This window comes from Nocardia cerradoensis NBRC 101014 (assembly GCF_000308535.1).
GTDB classification, from domain to species: Bacteria; Actinomycetota; Actinomycetes; order Mycobacteriales; family Mycobacteriaceae; genus Nocardia; species Nocardia cerradoensis.
Genome location: NZ_BAFW01000358.1, coordinates 1 through 17,503 on the forward strand (window position 1 = coordinate 1; position 17,503 = coordinate 17,503).

The following is a 17,503-nucleotide window of genomic DNA, read 5'->3' on the forward strand; positions in this document are numbered from 1 at the left end:
GAGCCCTCCGACACCTGGCCACCATCCGGCTACAGCCGCACCCCGTGCACGGAAATGCGGTCCCGGCGCGGTCCCGCCCGTGATCGGAAGACCGGTCGCGGCGCTGTCTAACCGGTTTCGGCGGCCAGCGCCAGCAGCCGATCCCGCACCAGGTCCGGTCGCTCCTCCGGGATGAAATGTCCGCAGCCGTGGACGTATTCGACGGTGTAGTCGTCGGCCCGCGCGGTCTCCGCGGCCGCCAGCGAGGGATGGATGGCCGCATCGCCGGTGCCGAACAGCGCACGGATCGGAATCGTGGCGCGGCGGCGTTCCGGATGGCGGGCGGCGGGAAGTTCCCGCAACCAGAAGGTGCGGTAGGTGTCGGTGGCCGCGCGGGCCACCGCCGGATCGCGGAACCGGTCGCCGTAGATCCCGGCGAGTTCCGGGGTGAAGGTACGCCGGGCGTCGGCATCGAGCCGCAACAGGCGATCGACGAACGGCGTGTACCGCTGCAGCGGCACGCCCAAGGTAGCCACCAGCGGCTGATACATCAGGAAACGCCAGGCGTGCGGTGCGAAGGTCCGGGCGGTGATCCACGGGTGCGCGATATTGAGCGGCAGATAACCCTCGAACCGCTCCGGCTCCCGCAGCACCATCAGGAATCCGACGAACCCGCCCCAGTCGTGACCGGCGAGCAGCAGCCGGGGCAGTTCGAGCTCGTCGACCAGCGCCAGCAGATCGGAGGCGACGTCCTCCTTGGCCCAGCGATGCGGCGGCGGACCGGACCAGCCGTAACCCGGCAGGTCCGGGGCGATGAGGCGCAGTCCGGCGGGAGGATCGGCGAGCAGATGCCGATAGGCGTAGTGGTGCTGCGGCCATCCGTGCAGCAACAGCACCGGCCGGCCGTCGGGCACCCCGGCTTCGGTGACGTGGAATCGCACGCCGCGGGCCTCGATGAAACTGCGGCGCACTCCGGGAATTTCGGGCGGTCGGGCAGATCCTGATGTCGGGGGCATAGCCGATGCTAACCACCGGCAACCCGGGACCGCCACGCCACGAACGTTTTCCGCCCGGCGTCGGGCGTTTTCCGCCGCGAGGCAGGACAATGAGGGCGATCGGACTGCGAGGTCCGCTGGCATGCGCGGGAATGCGGGAGGAACGGGCGATGGCCAAGAAGTTCGAATCACCTGCGGATTGGGCCCCACCGGGCGCGCAGTTCCAAAGTCGCGGGGTCACCAGCCGGACCCTCTCGGGTGTGCTGTTCGGGCTGATCGTGACGCCCATCGGAATCGCGTTCGCCGCCAAGGGCGGAGCCGATATCCGGTATTGGGTCATCGTGGGTGCGGTGACCGACCGCTGGACCGCGGCGCTGGAGATCTTCGGCGGCTCGCTGCTGCTGTTGTTCGTCGCGACGATGGCCGCGTTCTCGCCGGTGGGCACGATCGTGGCGAGCCTGGTGTGGGGCATCTTTCCCGGCGTGCTGCATCTGCTGTACCCGGACGACACCTTCCGCCTGATCGGCGACCTGCCCTTCACCGATGCCACGATGCAGGTGGCGTTGCACTCCTGGGTCACCTACGGCTTCGCCCTGATCTCGGGCATGATGCTGCTGGGCGCGGGCATGGTGGGTGTGCTGCGCAAGTAGATGTGGCCGTTCCGGCACGCCGATCACCGGCATGCCGGAACGCATCCGCGTTCAGCCCTTCACACACAGCACCTGACGCAGTGTCGCGACCACATCGACCAGATCGCTCTGGGCCGCGATGACGGCGTCGATGTCCTTGTAGGCCGCGGGGATCTCGTCGATCACCCCGGCGTCCTTGCGGGACTCTACACCGTCGGTCTGCGCGACCAGATCCGCGACGGTGAACTGCCGCTTGGCCGCATTGCGGCTCATGCGCCGGCCCGCACCGTGTGAGGCCGACTGGAACGAGGCCGGATTTCCCTTGCCCCGCACCACATACGAGCGGGTACCCATCGATCCGGGGATCAGGGCGAGGTCACCGGCCCCGGCCCGGACCGCGCCCTTGCGGGTCACCAGCATCGGCATGCCGTCGACGATCTCCTCCGACACGTAGTTGTGGTGGCAGGAGATCGGCTCGTCGAAACGCACGGCCAGCGGCTCGAATTCGTCACGCACGGCACCGCACACCAGGTCGAGCATCACCGCCCGGTTGCGGGCCGCGTACTCCTGCGCCCAGGTGAGGTCGCGCCGGTAGGCATCCATTTCCGGTGTGCCGGAGAGGAATACGGCCAAATCACGATCCGGCAGGTCGCGGTTCTGCGGCAGGGTGCGGGCCACGGCGATATGCCGCTCCGCCAGTTCCTTGCCGATATTGCGGCTTCCGGAGTGCAGCAGAATCCACACGTGCTGTTCGGTGTCGAGGCAGACCTCGATGAAGTGGTTACCGCCGCCGAGGGTGCCCATCTGCTTGTGTGCCTTGGACTCTCGCTGCTGCACCGCCGGATCGAGATCGCCGAACCGGCTCCAGAACGCGGACCATCCGGCCCGCAACGTGGCCCGGTCGCCCGGCGGCCGTGCACATCCATCTGCAGGCGCGTGACCTTCACCGGCTCCTTGTGCGCGTTGAATCCGACCGGCACGGCGGCCTCGATGCGCGACCGCAGCGAATGCAGGTTGTCCGGTAGATCGGAGGCGGTCAGCGAGGTCTTGACCGCCTCCATTCCGCAGCCGATATCGACGCCCACGGCGGCCGGGGCGACCGCGTCCTGCATGGCGATGACGGACCCGACCGTGGCTCCCTTGCCGAGATGCACGTCGGGCATCACGCGGACGCCGTAGACCCATTCCAGTTGGGCGAGGGTGCGCAGCTGCTGCAGCGCGGCCGGCTCGACCTCGTGCTCGTGGGCCCACATGAGCGTCTGCGCCTTGGTGCCGCGCAGCTCGACGGGAAACATGATCTCGATCCTTTCGTGAACAACTCTCCCTGTTCACGGTAGGGATCACGGGCCGTCGGCGCACCCGAATATCGGCCGGGCCGGCCCGGCGAATGCCCGGCGCAGTGCCGCGAAGGCGCGTGCGTTCGCGACGCCGGTTTCCGGCAGCACATCGCCCATGGTCATGAACCCGTGGAACATGCCCTCGTAGCGGTGCACCTCGACCGGGACACCGGCCGCGGCCAGGTGCGCACCGTAGGCCTCGCCCTCGTCGCGCAGCGGGTCGTATTCGGCGGTGGCGATATGCGCCGGCGGCAGCCCGGCCGGGTCCGCCAGCAGGGGCGCCGCGTACGGATCGGTGCCATCGGCGTCGCCGAGGTACTGCTCCCAGTACCAGCGCAGATGATCGTCGGTGACGAAATAGCCCCGCGCGTTGTCCCGGTACGACGCGCTCGCGCGAGCCGGATCCAGCATCGGGTACATCAGCAGCTGCGCAGCCACCTCCGGGCCGCCGAGATCGCGGGCCATCAGTGCTGTGACCGCCGCCAGATTGCCGCCCGCGCTGTCACCGGCCACGGCGATCCGGGCGGGGTCGCCGCCGTGTTGCGCAACGGCAGCGCCGATCCAGCGCAGCACGGCGTACGCGTCCTGCGCGGCGGCCGGGAACCGATGTTCCGGCGCCTGGCGATAATCCACCGACACCACCAGCGCCCCGGTCTCGTTCGCCATCGCGCGGCAGAACTGATCGTGGCTGTCGAGACTGCAGATCACGAACCCGCCGCCATGGCAGAACATCACGACCGGCAGCGGCTCGGTGCCACCGTGCGGGGTGTAGATCCGCACCGGAATGCCGGCGCCGTGGGAACTCGATACGGTCGAATCACGGACGGCCGCAACCGGAATGGGCTCGATCGGTGCCGGTGGACGGGCCGCGAGCTGCCGCCGCGCTTCGGCGGCGTCGAGCACCTCGGTGCCGAGTTTCGGGAACGCCGCGGTCGCTGCCTCGACCACTGCTCGCGTTCGCGGCGTCATCGACATGAGCCGCCCCTGGCGCGTGCGAATCCGCCGCTATGCGGTGTCCGGGGCACATTCGAGCCGTGCCCGGTGCATTGCCCGCTCACGGCGCCTCCTGCGACTCCGGCGGCATGAACTTCCCGGCGGCGAGGCCGCCGTCGATGGTGACCTCCGCGCCGGTGACATACGACGACGCGTCCGAGGCGAGGAAGGCGACCAGCTCGGCGACCTCCTCCGGCACACCGGTGCGCTGCAGCGGCAGGGTCGGGAAGCTGCCCGGACCGGTGGTCAGATACGGGACCATCGGGGTCGCGATCGGACCCGGATGCACGGAGTTGACGCGAATACCCATGGGGCCCAATTCGAGTGCCGCGGTCTTGGTGAGCCCGCGCAGGCCCCACTTGGAGCTGCCGTAGGCGGAGTGCCCCATCAGCCCCTCGAGTCCCGCCTGCGACGAGATGTTCACGATCGAACCGCCCGCCTCGGACATCGGACCCACCACCGACCGGATGCCCCGGAACGCACCCACAAGATTCACCTGGAGAATCTTCTCCAGCTCTTCCGGCGTGGTGTCGGTGAGGGGTTTCGCGGTATAGATCGCGGCGTTGTTCACCAGCACGTTCAGCGCGCCGAATTCCGAAACGGCCACGGCGACAGCGGCATTCCAGTCGTCGGCCGAGGTGACATCGTGGCGGACGAAGCGCGCCGCCTCGCCGAGATCGTCGGCCAACTGCTTTCCGTCGGCATCGAGTACGTCGGTGAGAACGACCCGCGCACCACGTTCGACGAACAGGCGTGCCTCCGCGGCGCCCTGCCCGCGCGCGGCGCCGGTGATCAACGCGACTTTGCCTGTGAGATCGAGCATTCGACTTCTCCTCCTGAAAATATGCCGAGATCCTGCGCCGTCTCCGGCGTCCTCGGCTCGCGGCAGTCTCGATGAGCGAGACCGGCGCGTGGTTGTCCGATCACTGATTCCGGAAGTGCGGAATGACCTTCTCGCCCCAGTGCCGGATCGTCTCGAGACAGGCCTCCTGCGGCACGGTGCCCATCTGGATCAGGCACAGGATCTCGTCGGCGCCGGCGTCGCGCAGTCGCTCGACGTAGGCGATGGCGTCCTCCGGGCTGCCGTAGGCGTGGTCGGCGTTGAACACCGAGGTCGACCCCGACTTCACCGGAATCTTGGCCTCGTGCAGGTACGCGACGTGCTCGTCGGCGGCCTCCTTGATCCGCGCCACCTCGTCCACGGTCGGATCCACGGCCTCGTCCGGCACCGGGCCGGCGCCGTAGTAGTGCTTGATCGACTGCGCGAAGAACCGCTGGCCGCGCGCGCCGATCTGCTGCGCCCGGTCCCGGTCGTCGAGCACGATGGTGGGACACAGGGCGGCGAAGTGGTCGTTGGTCACCGTCGAGACGAACCGCTCACCGGTGCGGGCGGCGATCGCCTCGTCGTAGGTGCGGCGCAGTTCCGCGATCTCCTCCACTCCCGCGAAACCCAGTACCAGAGCGCCGATTCCGTAGTCGGCGGCCAGCTTCAGCGTGTCCTTCTTGGTGCATGCCATGAACAGCGGGGGATGCGGACGCTGCACCGGCCGCGGCAGCAGCGAATGCGGATCGATGTCGAGCAGTTCGCCGTGATATTCGAATTCGCTCTCGGGATCCTGCCAGGCCCGGCCGATCATCCGCAGCGACTCCTCGACCTCGGCGTAGGTGCGTTCCGGATCCACCCCGCACATGGAGGTCTCGACCGGTGTCGCACCGCGCCCGGCGCCCAGATTCAGCCGCCCGCCGGAGAGCACGTCCAGCATCGCCGCGCGTTCGGCCGCGCGCACCGGGTGGTTGAAGTTGAAGGGCATACACACCACGCCGTGGCCGATCCGGATGCGCCGGGTCTTGGCCGCCACCCAGGTCAAAAAGATCTCGGGGGCGCTCATGTGCGCGTACCACTTGAGACCGTGGTGCTCGACGGCCCACACGGTGTCGAAGCCCATCTCGTCGGCCAGCACGGCTTGCTCCACACAGTCGCGCAGCACCTGCGCCTCGTGCTCGGCGGTCGGATCGGTCATCTGGGCCTCGAAGATCATCGAGAACTTCATCCGCGTGCTCCCTGTCCTAGCGGTGTATGCCTAATCGAAATAGTCCTTCCCGGACCCGTACTGGTCAGCCGTAAGTCCCGCTGGTCGGGACCGTGCCGTGTCGCCGCGGCCGAGCGGCCATAGCGTCGAAGACAACGATGGGGAAGAAGGACGGATGACACAGGAATTCGAATTCGACGTGGTGGTCGTCGGCTCGGGCGCGGCCGGTATGACCGCGGCATTGACCGCCGCCTATCGCGGGCTGTCGGTGACGATGATCGAGAAGAGCCGCAGCTTCGGCGGATCCACCGCGCGCTCCGGCGGCGGAATCTGGATCCCGAACAATCCCGTGCTGCAGGCCGCGGGTGTGCCGGACAGCCCGGAACTGGCTCGGACGTATCTGAAAGCCGTTGTGGGCGACCGTGTTCCGGAGGAAAAGCAGCGTGCCTTCCTCGATCACGGGCCGGAGATGATGCGCTACATCGGCGCGCGCAGCAAGTACTGGCAGTTCGTCTACGACCGCGGCTACTCCGACTATCACCCGGAATTCCCGGGCGGGCTCGCGCAGGGCCGCAGCATCGAACCGGCTCCGATCGACGGCCGTCTGCTCGGCGGCGATCTGCACAAGATCAACCAGCCGACCATGTCGGGACCGAAGGGAATCGCCTTCACCGTCAGCGACTTCCACGATCTGAACATGATCGCCCGCACCTGGGCCGGTAAGCGCACTGCGATGAAGGTCGGAGCGCAGGCCGTGGCGAACAAGCTGCGCGGCAGGCTGCCGCTGAGCCTGGGCAAGGCCCTGGCCGCACGACTGTGGCTGTCGCTGCGCGACGCCGGCGTGCCCGTGTGGTTGAACACCCCGCTGACCGAACTGGTCACCGAGGCCGGTGCCGTGGTCGGTGTGCGTGCCGAACACCAGGGCGTTCCGGTGCTGATCAAGGCCCGCCGCGGCGTGGTGCTGGCGGCCGGCGGATTCGAACACAACCTGGAGATGCGCGAGCAGTACATCTCCGGTCCGCAATCCACCGACTGGACGGTCGGCGCCACCGAGAACGTGGGCGAAGGGATCGTCGCTGGTCAGAAGGCCGGCGGCGCGGTGGATCTCATGGACGACGCCTGGTGGGGACCGTCCGTGCGCAACCCCGAGGGACCGCCGTTCTTCTGCCTGGCCGAACGCGCGCAACCCGGCGGCATCATGGTCAATCACGCGGGAGAGCGGTTCGTCAACGAATCGGCCCCGTATGTGAACGTCGTGCACACCATGTACGAGCAGCAGGCCGCGGGGGTCGACCACATTCCGGCCTACTTCATCATGGACCAGACCTTCCGCGACAGGTATCTGTTCCTGGGCAACTTCCCGAAGCGCCCGATTCCGCAGAAATATCTCGACGCCGGAATCATCACCCAGGCCGATACGCTCGAGCAGCTGGCGAACAAGATCGGTATTCCCGCCGCGACGCTGGCCGCCACGGTGCAGCGCTTCAACGGCTTCGCCCGCAGCGGGCGCGACGAGGATTACGGACGCGGCGATTCCGCCTACGACCGGTATTACGGCGACCCCACCGTGCAGCCGAATCCGTGTCTGGCGCCGCTGGAACGAGGACCGTTCTACGCGGTGGAAATGGTGCCCGGCGACCTGGGCACCAAGGGCGGGCTGTGCACCGACGAATATGCCCGCGTGCTCGACGAACAGAATGCGCCGATCGCGGGACTGTATGCGGCGGGCAACAATTCGGCGTCCGTCATGGGTAACGACTACGCGGGCGCGGGAGCGACGATCGGCCCCGCCATGGTCTTCGGGTACATCGCGGCCAACCACCTCGCCGACGAACGCGAACCGCGGGAAACGGTCGCCCCGTCGGCGTCGAAGCGAGCGAGCAACGGCCGCAAGGCGCCCGCGCGCACGGGACAGGAGTGATCATGGGCAGGATCGACGGTAAAACGGTCGTCGTCACCGGTGCGGCCCGGGGAATGGGTGCGGCCTTCGCGCAGCGGCTCGTCTCCGAGGGCGCCTCGGTCGTGATCACCGATGTGCTGACCGAGGAAGGGAAGCGGACCGCCGCGCGGCTGGGCGACGCGGCCCTGTTCGTCCCCCACGATGTGACCGACGAATCCGCGTGGAACGATGTCGTCGCGCAGGCGGAATCGGCGTTCGGGCCCGTCTCGGGCCTGGTGAACAACGCCGGAATCGTGCACGTGGATCCGATCGAAACGCTCGCCGAAGCCGATTACCGCAAGGTGATCGACGTCAATCAGGTGGGTGTCTTCCTGGGCATGAAGGCCGTGGTCGGATCGATGCGACGTGCCGGTGGCGGGTCGATCGTGAACATCTCCTCGGTCGGCGGCATCATCGGCTTCTCCAACATCCTCGGCTACACCGCCTCCAAATGGGCGGTGCGCGGCATGACCAAAACCGCGGCACAAGAATTCGGGCCCATGGGAATTCGCGTCAACTCGGTGCATCCGGGTGTGGTGATGACCGAAATGACCAGCGATTCGGCGCGCTCGAATTCGATGTTCCACGATCAGCCGCTGGCACGTCCCGGCACCCCCGAGGAATTGGCGAATCTGGTGCTGTTCCTCATCTCCGACGAGTCCGGTTACAGCACCGGTTCGGAATTCGTCGCCGACGGCGGATTCACCTCCCACTGACACAAAGGATTTCCGCGGTGAAGAATTTCGCAGGTAAGACCGCCGTGATCACCGGCGCCGGCGCCGGTATCGGCCGGGCGCTGGCCCTGGAGCTGGCCGGCCACGGCGCTCGCCTGGCCCTGTCCGGCCGCAATATCGACAATGTCGCCGAGACCGCCGCACTGTGCGAGAAGAAGGGCGCCCACGCCCGCGCCTACCGTCTCGACGTCACCGACCGGGACGCGGTGTACGCCCATGCCGACCAGGTGGCGGGAGATTTCGGCGGGGTGAACATCGTGGTCAACAACGCGGGTGTGTCACTGACCGCCAGCACCGAAGAGGTCAGCTGGGACGATTTCGAATGGATCGTCAACATCAACTTCTGGGGCGTGGCCTACGGAACGAAAGCCTTTCTGCCGCATGTGATCGCCTCCGGTGACGGCGCGATCGTCAATGTGTCGAGCATGTTCGGCCTGGCCGCCTGCCCGACCCAGGGTGCCTACAACGCGACGAAGTTCGCGATCCGGGGTTTCACCGACGCGCTGCGCCAGGAAATGAAGATCGCCGGGCACAACGTCGCGGTGAGCTGCGTCCACCCCGGCATGATCCAGACCGAGATCGCGTGGAAGGCGCGCGCGGGCGCCACTCGCGATCGCGACGCGCTGGCCGCCAACTTCGACCGGCTCGCCAAGACCAGTCCGGAACAGGCCGCCAAGGCGATCATCGACGGCATCCGCAAGGACAAGGCGAAGGTGCTGATCGGCAACGACGCCCGGATGATCGATCTGCTGCCGCGGATCTTCGGCTCCGGATATCAGAAGATCCTCACCGCGCAGATGCGCAACGAGGTCGCCAAGTAGGCCACTCCCTGCCGGGCCGGTGATCGCGCGATCGCCGGCCCGGTGCAGTGTGCCGCCGAAATATCACTGCGCACAACGCAATCGACGCTTGCGCACCTTCCCCTCGGTAGTGCGGGGCAACCGGTCGAGTATCCGCACCATGCGCGGAATCTTGTAACCGGCCAAGCGGGTGCGACACCACGCGAGTAGGTCGTCCGCGTCGAACGGCGCCGTCCCGGCGGGAACCACGAAGGCGGCGCCGACCTCTCCGAGGCGCTCGTCGGGTACGCCGACGACCGCGACCTCGGCGATCCCCGGATAGCCGAGCAACGTCTGTTCGACCTCGGCCGCAGAGACGTTGAACCCGCCGACGATGAACATGTCCTCGAGCCGATCGGTGACCCGCAGGTAGCCGTCGGCGTCGAGCGTGCCGACGTCACCGGTATGCAGCCAGCCCTGCGGATCGACGGCGGCGGCAGTGGCGTCCGGATCGTCGAGATATCCGCTCATCACATTCGGTCCGCGCACCACGATCCGGCCCGGCATACCGACCGGCACCTCGCGGCCGTCGGCGCTCAGGATGCGAATCTCGCTGCCCGGCAATGCCTTACCCACGGTGTGGGCGGTGCGCTCGATATCCGTACCGGGCGGGCAGACCGCGACCACGCCGACCGATTCGGTGAGACCGTAGGCGGTGAACACCTGATCGGCTCCGAGGCCGGCGCGCATCCGGGCGATCAGGTCCGCGGGAATCGCCGTCCCGCCGGTGCCGGCCAGTCGAAGCTCCGGGTACGACCGCCCCACCGCGAGCAGATCGGTGAAAACCGTCGGCGGACCGGCGAGCACGGTGATCCGCTCCGATGTCATGAGATCCGCCACCGCCCTCGGATCGAACACCGCCACGGGAACCATGGTGGCGGCCCGCAACAGGCACGCCACGATGCCCGCCTTGTATCCGAAGGTGTGCGAGAACGGATTGACCAGCAGGCAGCGATCACCGTGTCGCAGGGTGACCGCGCTCGCCCACCGGTCCAGGACGGTCAGGGTTTGCCGGTGGGTGGTCAGCACTCCTTTGGGTGAACCTGTCGTGCCGGAGGTGAACAGGATGTCGCTGATCGCGTCGGAAGGTACTGCGGCGATTCGTGATTCTGCATCCGAGGACCGGATTCGCGCGGCGTCGGCGATGAAGTCTCGCCAGTCGATCGGTGCGCTCTCGCGCCGATCGGGCGGGCGGCGAGCGCAGCCGTCGGGCTCGCGCCGGTCGCGCCGCCGGTGCCCCGAACCGGTGACCGACCGGGCAACGCCGGTTGGCGGGTCCTGATCGTCGTCGGACATCGATGGGGAAGTGGCGCTGTCGTCCGTGGCGTACGTGCCGGACAGCAGGACCGTGAATTCCAGGTCCGGCAAGGGGCCTTGGTCCGCAAGCAGCCACGGATAGTCGATCCCCAGGAACCCGCGCACCGTGAACAGGCCACGGCATCGGGTGCGGCGCAGCAGCGCCGCGGCCTCCGGTCCGCGCAGCCGGGTGCCGATCGGCACCACGGTGGCGCCCGCGCCGAGCAGGCCCACGGCGGTCACGATCCAGTGCGCGCTGTTGGGCGCCCAGATCGCGACTCGATCCCCGGCGGCCACCCCGCGGGCCATCGCCGCGCGGGTCACGCGCAGCGCCTCGGTGTGGAGGCCGGCGTAGGTGAGGCGGGCGCTGCCCTCGACGATCGCGACGGTCGACCCGTTCCGGTGTGCCTGTGCGGATACCAGAGCCGGAATCGTCGCGGGTTCCGCCGTCATCTCTTCGCACACCACCGCTGTCCGGATACCCACTGTCGAACACACCTCGCCGGCCGCCGGTCGGGCGGTCCACGGCCCATGGTGCCGCAGGCTGGTGCCGCGCAGGCCGTTCGCACACCGCCAGTCTCGGTGAGTGGTACGACGGGAGCGCCGGCAGTTCCCGCATCCGCTCAGCGGGACCCTCGCTACTGGCCGAGGACGGTCGGGCGGCACTCTCGAAGGATGACCGGGGCGGCAGGGGGTTCGATGCCCCGAGGGATGGACCGAAGGAGTGACATGACCGCGGGTGCGGAGCTGGCCCAACGATCGGAAACCGTCGTCGGACTGGACGGCAACTGCCCGCTGTCGCGGGACCGGATCGGCGGCAAGGCGTGGAGTATCAACCACATGCGCGGGCTCGGACTGCCGGTGCCGCCGGCATTCGTGCTCACCACCGACGCGTGGCGTGATTTCACCGAGCGCGGCGCGATCGCCGACGACATCTGGCAGGCGGTCTGCGACGGCGTCGCCATGCTCGAGCACGGCACCGGCCGCACCTTCGGCTCGATCCGCCGGCCACTGCTGGTCTCCGTGCGCTCGGGTGCGGCCGTGAGCATGCCCGGCATGATGGACACCGTCCTCAACCTCGGCATCAACGACGGCGTCGAACAGGCGCTGGCCGCGGCGACCGGCAGCGCCGACTATGCCGCCGACACCCATCGGCGTTTCCGGGCGCAGTATCGCGAGACGGTGCTGCAGTCACCCGACGGCGTGGTGCCGGCGGACCCGTGGGAACAGCTGCGCGCGGCGATCACCGCGGTGTTCCGGTCGTGGGATTCGGTGCGCGCCAAGGCGTATCGTCGCAACCGCGGCGTATCCGACGACCTCGGGACCGCGGTCACCGTGCAGGCGATGGTATTCGGCAACCTCGACGACGCGTCCGGGACGGGCGTGCTGTTCAGCCGCAACCCGAATACCGGCGACGGGCCGGCCTACGGCGAATGGCTGGTCGGCGGGCAGGGCGAGGACGTCGTGTCGGGTCGCACCACGCCGCGGCCGCTGAGCGAGCTCGCCGCCACCCAGCCACAGGTGCACGATCGGCTGATCGCCGCCGCGGAACTGCTCGAGCGCGACGGGCGCGATATCCAGGACATCGAATTCACCGTCGAATCCGGCACGCTGTGGATGCTGCAGTCGCGTCCGGCGAAGCGTTCGGCGCGGGCGGCGGTGCGAGCCGCGGTCGCGATGGCGGAGGAAGGCCTGATCACCGCGGCGGAGGCGCTGCAGCGGGTCGGGGCCGACCAGATTCGCGCCGTCCTGCAGCCCGCGACCACCGCGGCGGACGCGGGCGAAGCGCTCGCCCGGGGCGAATCCGCTTGCCCTGGTCTGGCTTTCGGTGTCGTGGTGACCGATCCCGACGAGGCTGAGGCGCGCGCGGCGGCGGGCGAGAACGTCGTCCTGGTCCGGCCGACGACCAGTCCCGATGATCTGCCCGGCATGATCGCGGCCCGCGCGGTGGTCACCGAATTGGGTGGCACCACCTCGCATGCGGCCCTGGTGAGCCGGGAACTCGGACGGCCGTGTGTCGTCGGATGCGGACCGGGTGTGGTGGACGCGCTCGCGGGACACAGTGTCACGGTCGACGGTGGCGCCGGCGTGGTGTGGGCGGGCGAGGTCGCCGGCGGTGCGGTGGACGGCGCGGTCCTCGACGATGTGCGCAGACTCGCCGAATGGGCGGCAGTGGCGCCGGACGACCTCGCGGGAGCCCTGGCCGGCGACGCGGAAGTCGTTGTGGCACAGGCGGTTGTCCGAACCGTGAGCGAACTGGAACTGCTGCGCCTGATCGGGGTGAAGGGCCGGGTGCGCGGTGACGCGGTGGCCGCCAGCCTGGGCGGCGACGCGGACGAGGTGAGCGCACGGTGTGCGGACCTGGTGGCCGGCGGATTGTGCGCCGACACCCCCGCGGGTGTGCGGTTGACGCCCGACGGGCGACAGCGCTTGGGCGAGTTGCTGTCCGCCGAGCGCGGCGAGGTCGACACCGCCGCCATGGCCGCCGCCTACGAGGACTTCTGCGTGGTCAACGCCGAGCTGAAGGAAATCGTGACCGCGTGGCAGATGAAGGACGCGGCCACACCCAACGACCACGGCGACGCCGAATACGATGCGGCGGTGCTGGACCGGCTCACCGAACTGCACACCCGGGTGCGGCCCCTGGCCGAGCGGCTGGGATCGATCGCACCACGACTGGCCCGGTATCGCGAGCGGCTGGACACGGCCGTCGAGCGGATCGCCGCCGGTGATCACACCTGGGTGGCGCGACCGATCATGGACAGCTATCACACCGTGTGGTTCGAACTGCACGAAGATCTGATCGGGCTGTGCGGGCTCAGCCGTGCCGAGGAAGCGGCGGCCGGCCGTGCCGAGTAATCCGATCGCCCAGGAATTCGACGCGACCCGGCGCTGGGTCGACTTCGAGGAAATCGACAACGTCCGCGATCTGGGCGGACTGCCGGTCGACGGCGGCGGTACGACCCGATTCGGCGTGGCGCTGCGGTCGAGCACCCTGCAGCAGGCGACCGAGGCGGATGTGGCGCTGCTGCTGGGCTCGGTCGGGATGCGCACCCTGATCGACCTGCGGCTGCCCGACGAGGTGGAACGGGAGGGCTACGGCCTGCTGGCCGCCACGGCGATCGAGAAGGTGAATCTGCCGGTCCGCAAATCGGCGCAATCCTCGCTCGCCGCACGGGATCTGGTGCCGGACAAGACGCGCGTGGACCTGGCCCGGCTGTACGGTCAGCTGCTCGCCGGCAGTCCGGAGGAGATCGTCGCCGCGGCGCGGCTGGTCGCCGATGCCGACCGGCAGGCGGTCGTATTCCATTGCGCGGCAGGTAAGGACCGCACCGGTGTGCTGGCCGCGGTACTGCTCGATGCGGTGGGCGTGGCGCCGGAGGTGATCGCCGCGGACTACGCCCTCACCAACGAACGGATGACGCGGGTACGCAACCGGCTCGACGCGCTGAACTCCTATTCCGGGCTGCCGCCGACGAGTACCGGAATTCTGGCCGTCGAAGCGGCGGTGATGCTGCGGTTCCTCGACGAGCTGCGCCGTGACCACGGCGGTGCGGCCCGCTGGCTACGCGAGCACGGGCTGACGGCCGAGGAGCTGACGATGTTGCGGTACGCCCTGGTCACCGGGTAGTGAAGGCCCTCATCGCGAATAATCGCGGAAGGTCATCACGAAGGCGGGTGCGGCAATCATGACGAGCAGGATGTAGGCCAGAACCTGCAGGCCGACATACGGCAGCTCGTGCACCCAGATACCCAGGATCAGAACGCCCAACAGCAGCACCACGCCGTAGAGCGGTGTCCGTTGCGGGTGGTCGCCCATACCCATACCTCCACGATACCCAGCCGGGCCGCCGTCCGACAGCGCTCGCCGGACGCCGCCCGGTCGGGCCCTGCTGTGACCGGCGATCCATGGGAGAATCCGGAATCGACGATGGCCGACGCCGGGAGGAACCCATGCCCACCCAACCGTTGACCCAGCAGAACTTCGAGCAGGTGATCGCGACTCGTGCGATCGTGCTCGTCGACTTCTGGGCCTCCTGGTGTGGTTGGTGCACCCGCTTCGCGCCGATCTTCGCCGACTCCGCGGCCGCGCACCCGGACATCGTGCACGCCACCGTCGACACCGAGGCGGAGCCGGCCCTCACCGCCGCCGCCCAGATCAGCAGCCTGCCGACCCTCGTCGCCTTCCGCGAGGGCCTGCTCGTCTACTCCCATCCGGGCTTCCAGACCGCCGCCCAGCTGGAAGAGGTCGTTCAGCAGATCCGCTGGCTCGACATGGACGAGATGCGCCGCGAACTCGGCGCTCAGACCCCGGCCGTGACCGCGCCCGCCCCGCCGATGGCCCGCGCCGGCGCCGCCACCGGCCGACCCAGCTACGGCTGGCCGGGTCTGAATCCGGGCTAGCCCTCCGCTGAGCTGCGGCGACCGTCGGTGTCGATGCGGCGCACCCGCGTCGCCCGGTAGCGAAAGCTGTCCTGCTGTGCGGACTCGTAGTCGAATTCCACCCGCTCACCCGCGTCGAGCGACCGGAAACCTTCCCCCTCGATCGCGCTGAAATGCACCCAGGCGTCGCAGCCGTCCGGCAGTTCCGCCGCGGCTATCGCACCCCAGCCCTTCTCCGGCCGGAAGAATTTCACGGTTCCGATCGCCATCAGTCCATGATGTCAGTCGATCAGGCTCGCGACCGTGGGGGCGATGCGACCGAACAGATCGCTGATCGTGGTCAGCGCGGCCGCGTGCACCGCGTTCGCCGACAGGGGTGTTCCGTCCGGGGCGGCCAGGGCGCGGGTTGCGCAGGCCTCGGCGACGACGGTGGGGTGGTAGCCGCGATTGAACGCGCCCTGGGCGGTGAACGCGACGCACATGTGGGTCATGAATCCGGCCAGGACCAGATCCGGTCCGGCACTCGCGCGCTGCAGCACCCGGTGCAGGTCCGTCTCGTGGAAGGCATCGGGAAAGTTCTTGACCACCACCGTTTCTCCCGGGGCGGGCGCGACCTCGGCGCTGATCGCGCCGATGTCGGAGCCGACGTCGTAGGGCGTGCCGGGGCCGCCGTCGTTGACGATGTGCACGACGGGGCGGTGCAGTGCGCGGGCAGCGGCCAGCAGCCGGGCGCCGGCCGCGAGTGCCCCGTCGGCCTCGGGGAGCCGCATCACCCCCTCGCGGTAGGTGTTCTGGAAATCGATCATGACGACGGTGGCGTCGGCCAGGCGGGGCAACTCGTCGTCGAGGCCGACGACCCGGCGCAGGGGAGTGGCGACGGCGGACATGGATACCTTCTTTCGATGGGGGACAGGGTGTTTCGGGCAGGGGTGAGCGCCGGACCGGCCAGGCGCCCGGTCCGGTCGTCGTGGACGTGATCAGGCGGAGGTGCGGAACCGCCGGCGGTATGCGCCGGGGTTGGTGCCCAGCCGACGCAGGAACGCCCGGTGCAGGGTCTCCACCGAGCCCAGTCCGGCGGACCGGGCGACGCGCGAGAGCGGGAAGTCGCTGGTTTCCAGCAACCGTCGCGCCGACTCGACGCGCGCGGCCTCGACGTAGGCGGCCACGGTGAGCCCCATCTCCTGCCGGAAGACGCGCGCGAAATGCCGTTCGCTCAGGCACATTCGGTTCGCCAGGGCGGCGGCGGACAGATCGGCGTCGAGATTCTCCGCGATGTAGGTGCGCAGCTGTTCGATATCGCGGCGGGCCGGTGCCGGACGGCTCAGCGGCACGCTGAACTGACTCTGGCCGCCCTGCCGGCGCAGATAGACGACGAGTTGCCGGGCGACCGACAACGCCAGGTCCTCACCGTGGTCGTCGGCGACCAGTGCCATGGCGAGGTCCAGGCAGGCGCTGATTCCCGCGCCGGTCCACACCCGGCCCGAGCGCACGAAGATCGGATCCGGATCCACCACGACCCGGGGATGGTCCGCGGCCAGTTGTCCGGCCGTCGACCAATGGGTGGTGGCCGTCCTCCCGTCCAGCAGTCCGGCGGCGGCCAGCAGATGCGCACCCACACACACCGACGCGATCCGGCCGGTGCGCGGCGCGACCTCGCGCAGCCAGCGCACCACATCCTCGTCGATCCGCGCGACCGGGCCGGACGGGGCCGGATCCACCGCGCCCGGCACGATGAGAGTGTCGATGCCCGTGCCGATGTCGTCGAAGGCCAGGTCGGTGAGTATCCGGATGCCGGCCGAGGTGCGCACCACACCTCGATCCGGTCCGGCTAGTAACACCTCGTAGTCGGCGCTACCGCCGCTCTCCCGATTGGCTAGTGCGAACACCTCCGCCGGCCCGGTGACGTCGAGCAGATCCACGTCCGGAAAGGCCGCGATAACCACACGATGCTTCGATGACATGCCTCCCATCCTCTGGGTTACCGGGTAGCGACCGCAACGACGGATCACTGTCGGATCCGGTCATGTACGCGGACGGAACGCCCAGCCGGCTCCCGCCGCCAGCAACCCCATGGCGGCCATGTACAGCCAGCCGGCGCGGAAATCGGCGAGGTCGTACCCGGCGGTGCGGCTGAGGATCGCGGTCAGCACGGCGACACCCAGGGCCGACGCGGTCTGGCGCGCCATCATCAGCGTGCCCGAACCCAGGGACAGCTGATCCGGCGGCAACAGCGACGAGGCGCCGAACAGCGGCGGTTGCAGCAGGGCCGTACTGACGCCCGCGAGCACGGCTCCCGGGAGGAACACCAGCGGATACGATGCGCCGCAACCGCTCAGGGCGATCCACCAT

General features: G+C 68.9%; 15 protein-coding genes and 3 pseudogenes. 7 read left to right on the forward strand and 11 right to left on the reverse strand.

What is annotated here, in order from left to right:
* Positions 1 to 107: 107 nt before the first annotated feature.
* On the reverse strand, positions 108 to 995 hold the full coding sequence (locus ON23_RS30365; protein WP_039782608.1) for an alpha/beta fold hydrolase: 888 nt from the start codon (positions 993 to 995) through the stop codon (positions 108 to 110).
* 149 nt (positions 996 to 1,144) lie between these two features.
* On the opposite strand from ON23_RS30365, the gene ON23_RS30370 reads away from it, so the two are divergent.
* The gene (locus ON23_RS30370; RefSeq protein WP_039782622.1) at positions 1,145 to 1,624 is read left to right on the forward strand and encodes a hypothetical protein; all 480 of its coding nucleotides are present in this window, start codon (positions 1,145 to 1,147) and stop codon (positions 1,622 to 1,624) included.
* A gap of 51 nt (positions 1,625 to 1,675) precedes the next feature.
* On the opposite strand, the pseudogene ON23_RS30375 reads toward ON23_RS30370, so the two are convergent.
* The 4 genes and pseudogenes from ON23_RS30375 to ON23_RS30390 form a co-directional block, all read right to left on the reverse strand.
* Positions 1,676 to 2,898 (reverse strand): annotated as a pseudogene (locus ON23_RS30375) (RtcB family protein).
* 45 nt (positions 2,899 to 2,943) lie between these two features.
* Positions 2,944 to 3,915 carry a LipP1 family hormone-sensitive lipase gene (lipP1, locus tag ON23_RS30380; protein WP_039782609.1) on the reverse strand — a complete coding sequence of 324 codons (972 nt, stop codon included), beginning with the start codon at positions 3,913 to 3,915 and terminating at the stop codon, positions 2,944 to 2,946.
* A 79-nt stretch (positions 3,916 to 3,994) separates the two neighbouring features.
* On the reverse strand, positions 3,995 to 4,756 hold the full coding sequence (locus tag ON23_RS30385; protein WP_039782611.1) for a glucose 1-dehydrogenase: 762 nt from the start codon (positions 4,754 to 4,756) through the stop codon (positions 3,995 to 3,997).
* Positions 4,757 to 4,856: 100 nt separating this feature from the next.
* Positions 4,857 to 5,984, reverse strand: coding sequence for an LLM class flavin-dependent oxidoreductase (locus tag ON23_RS30390; protein WP_039782613.1), 1,128 nt, complete (start codon positions 5,982 to 5,984; stop codon positions 4,857 to 4,859).
* A 154-nt stretch (positions 5,985 to 6,138) separates the two neighbouring features.
* On the opposite strand from ON23_RS30390, the gene kstD reads away from it, so the two are divergent.
* From kstD to ON23_RS30405, 3 genes are read left to right on the forward strand one after another with little or no spacing between them, the layout of a single operon-like run.
* On the forward strand, positions 6,139 to 7,884 hold the full coding sequence (kstD, locus tag ON23_RS30395) for a 3-oxosteroid 1-dehydrogenase (protein ID WP_039782614.1): 1,746 nt from the start codon (positions 6,139 to 6,141) through the stop codon (positions 7,882 to 7,884).
* Between the two features lie 2 nt (positions 7,885 to 7,886).
* Positions 7,887 to 8,618 (forward strand): glucose 1-dehydrogenase, encoded by a 732-nt coding sequence (locus ON23_RS30400; RefSeq protein ID WP_039782615.1) that lies wholly within the window; start codon positions 7,887 to 7,889, stop codon positions 8,616 to 8,618.
* Between the two features lie 17 nt (positions 8,619 to 8,635).
* The gene (locus ON23_RS30405) at positions 8,636 to 9,457 is read left to right on the forward strand and encodes an SDR family NAD(P)-dependent oxidoreductase (RefSeq protein WP_039782616.1); all 822 of its coding nucleotides are present in this window, start codon (positions 8,636 to 8,638) and stop codon (positions 9,455 to 9,457) included.
* Between the two features lie 63 nt (positions 9,458 to 9,520).
* Here ON23_RS30405 and ON23_RS30410 read toward each other — a convergent pair whose 3' ends face one another.
* On the reverse strand, positions 9,521 to 11,224 hold the full coding sequence (locus tag ON23_RS30410; RefSeq protein WP_086007012.1) for an AMP-binding protein: 1,704 nt from the start codon (positions 11,222 to 11,224) through the stop codon (positions 9,521 to 9,523).
* A gap of 276 nt (positions 11,225 to 11,500) precedes the next feature.
* On the opposite strand from ON23_RS30410, the gene ON23_RS30415 reads away from it, so the two are divergent.
* Positions 11,501 to 13,630: a pyruvate, phosphate dikinase gene (locus ON23_RS30415; RefSeq protein ID WP_063821362.1), complete on the forward strand. Its 2,130-nt coding sequence runs from the start codon at positions 11,501 to 11,503 to the stop codon at positions 13,628 to 13,630.
* Entirely contained in the window at positions 13,620 to 14,402 is a 783-nt protein-coding gene (locus ON23_RS30420; RefSeq protein ID WP_157170334.1) for a tyrosine-protein phosphatase, read from the forward strand. The genes ON23_RS30415 and ON23_RS30420 overlap by 11 nt, the downstream gene beginning before the upstream one ends.
* Positions 14,403 to 14,411: 9 nt before the next feature.
* On the opposite strand, the gene ON23_RS30425 is transcribed toward ON23_RS30420, so the two are convergent.
* A complete protein-coding gene (locus tag ON23_RS30425) occupies positions 14,412 to 14,597 on the reverse strand; it encodes a hypothetical protein (protein ID WP_036499560.1) in 186 nt (61 codons plus the stop codon).
* 128 nt (positions 14,598 to 14,725) lie between these two features.
* Here ON23_RS30425 and ON23_RS30430 point away from each other — a divergent pair.
* Positions 14,726 to 15,088 (forward strand): annotated as a pseudogene (locus ON23_RS30430) (thioredoxin family protein); the annotation flags it as partial.
* Between the two features lie 83 nt (positions 15,089 to 15,171).
* On the opposite strand, the gene ON23_RS30435 reads toward ON23_RS30430, so the two are convergent.
* The 4 genes and pseudogenes from ON23_RS30435 to ON23_RS30450 all read right to left on the reverse strand — a co-directional run.
* Positions 15,172 to 15,423 (reverse strand): cold-shock protein, encoded by a 252-nt coding sequence (locus tag ON23_RS30435; protein ID WP_039782619.1) that lies wholly within the window; start codon positions 15,421 to 15,423, stop codon positions 15,172 to 15,174.
* A 12-nt stretch (positions 15,424 to 15,435) separates the two neighbouring features.
* A complete protein-coding gene (locus ON23_RS30440) occupies positions 15,436 to 16,041 on the reverse strand; it encodes an isochorismatase family protein (RefSeq protein ID WP_039782620.1) in 606 nt (201 codons plus the stop codon).
* 90 nt (positions 16,042 to 16,131) lie between these two features.
* Positions 16,132 to 17,115 carry a GlxA family transcriptional regulator gene (locus tag ON23_RS30445; protein WP_036499563.1) on the reverse strand — a complete coding sequence of 328 codons (984 nt, stop codon included), beginning with the start codon at positions 17,113 to 17,115 and terminating at the stop codon, positions 16,132 to 16,134.
* Positions 17,116 to 17,175: 60 nt separating this feature from the next.
* A pseudogene (locus tag ON23_RS30450) lies at positions 17,176 to 17,503 on the reverse strand (MFS transporter); the annotation flags it as partial.

Coding starts and splice junctions, on each gene's coding strand:
- ON23_RS30415 (WP_063821362.1), top strand. CDS start 11,501: ATGACCGCGGGTGCGGAGCTGGCCCAACGATCGGAAACCGTCGTCGGA.
- ON23_RS30400 (WP_039782615.1), top strand. CDS start 7,887: ATGGGCAGGATCGACGGTAAAACGGTCGTCGTCACCGGTGCGGCCCGG.
- ON23_RS30410 (WP_086007012.1), bottom strand. CDS start 11,224: ATGACGGCGGAACCCGCGACGATTCCGGCTCTGGTATCCGCACAGGCA.
- ON23_RS30385 (WP_039782611.1), bottom strand. CDS start 4,756: ATGCTCGATCTCACAGGCAAAGTCGCGTTGATCACCGGCGCCGCGCGC.
- lipP1 (WP_039782609.1), bottom strand. CDS start 3,915: ATGTCGATGACGCCGCGAACGCGAGCAGTGGTCGAGGCAGCGACCGCG.
- ON23_RS30365 (WP_039782608.1), bottom strand. CDS start 995: ATGCCCCCGACATCAGGATCTGCCCGACCGCCCGAAATTCCCGGAGTG.
- ON23_RS30370 (WP_039782622.1), top strand. CDS start 1,145: ATGGCCAAGAAGTTCGAATCACCTGCGGATTGGGCCCCACCGGGCGCG.
- ON23_RS30425 (WP_036499560.1), bottom strand. CDS start 14,597: ATGGGTATGGGCGACCACCCGCAACGGACACCGCTCTACGGCGTGGTG.
- ON23_RS30390 (WP_039782613.1), bottom strand. CDS start 5,984: ATGAAGTTCTCGATGATCTTCGAGGCCCAGATGACCGATCCGACCGCC.
- ON23_RS30440 (WP_039782620.1), bottom strand. CDS start 16,041: ATGTCCGCCGTCGCCACTCCCCTGCGCCGGGTCGTCGGCCTCGACGAC.
- ON23_RS30445 (WP_036499563.1), bottom strand. CDS start 17,115: ATGTCATCGAAGCATCGTGTGGTTATCGCGGCCTTTCCGGACGTGGAT.
- ON23_RS30435 (WP_039782619.1), bottom strand. CDS start 15,423: ATGGCGATCGGAACCGTGAAATTCTTCCGGCCGGAGAAGGGCTGGGGT.
- kstD (WP_039782614.1), top strand. CDS start 6,139: ATGACACAGGAATTCGAATTCGACGTGGTGGTCGTCGGCTCGGGCGCG.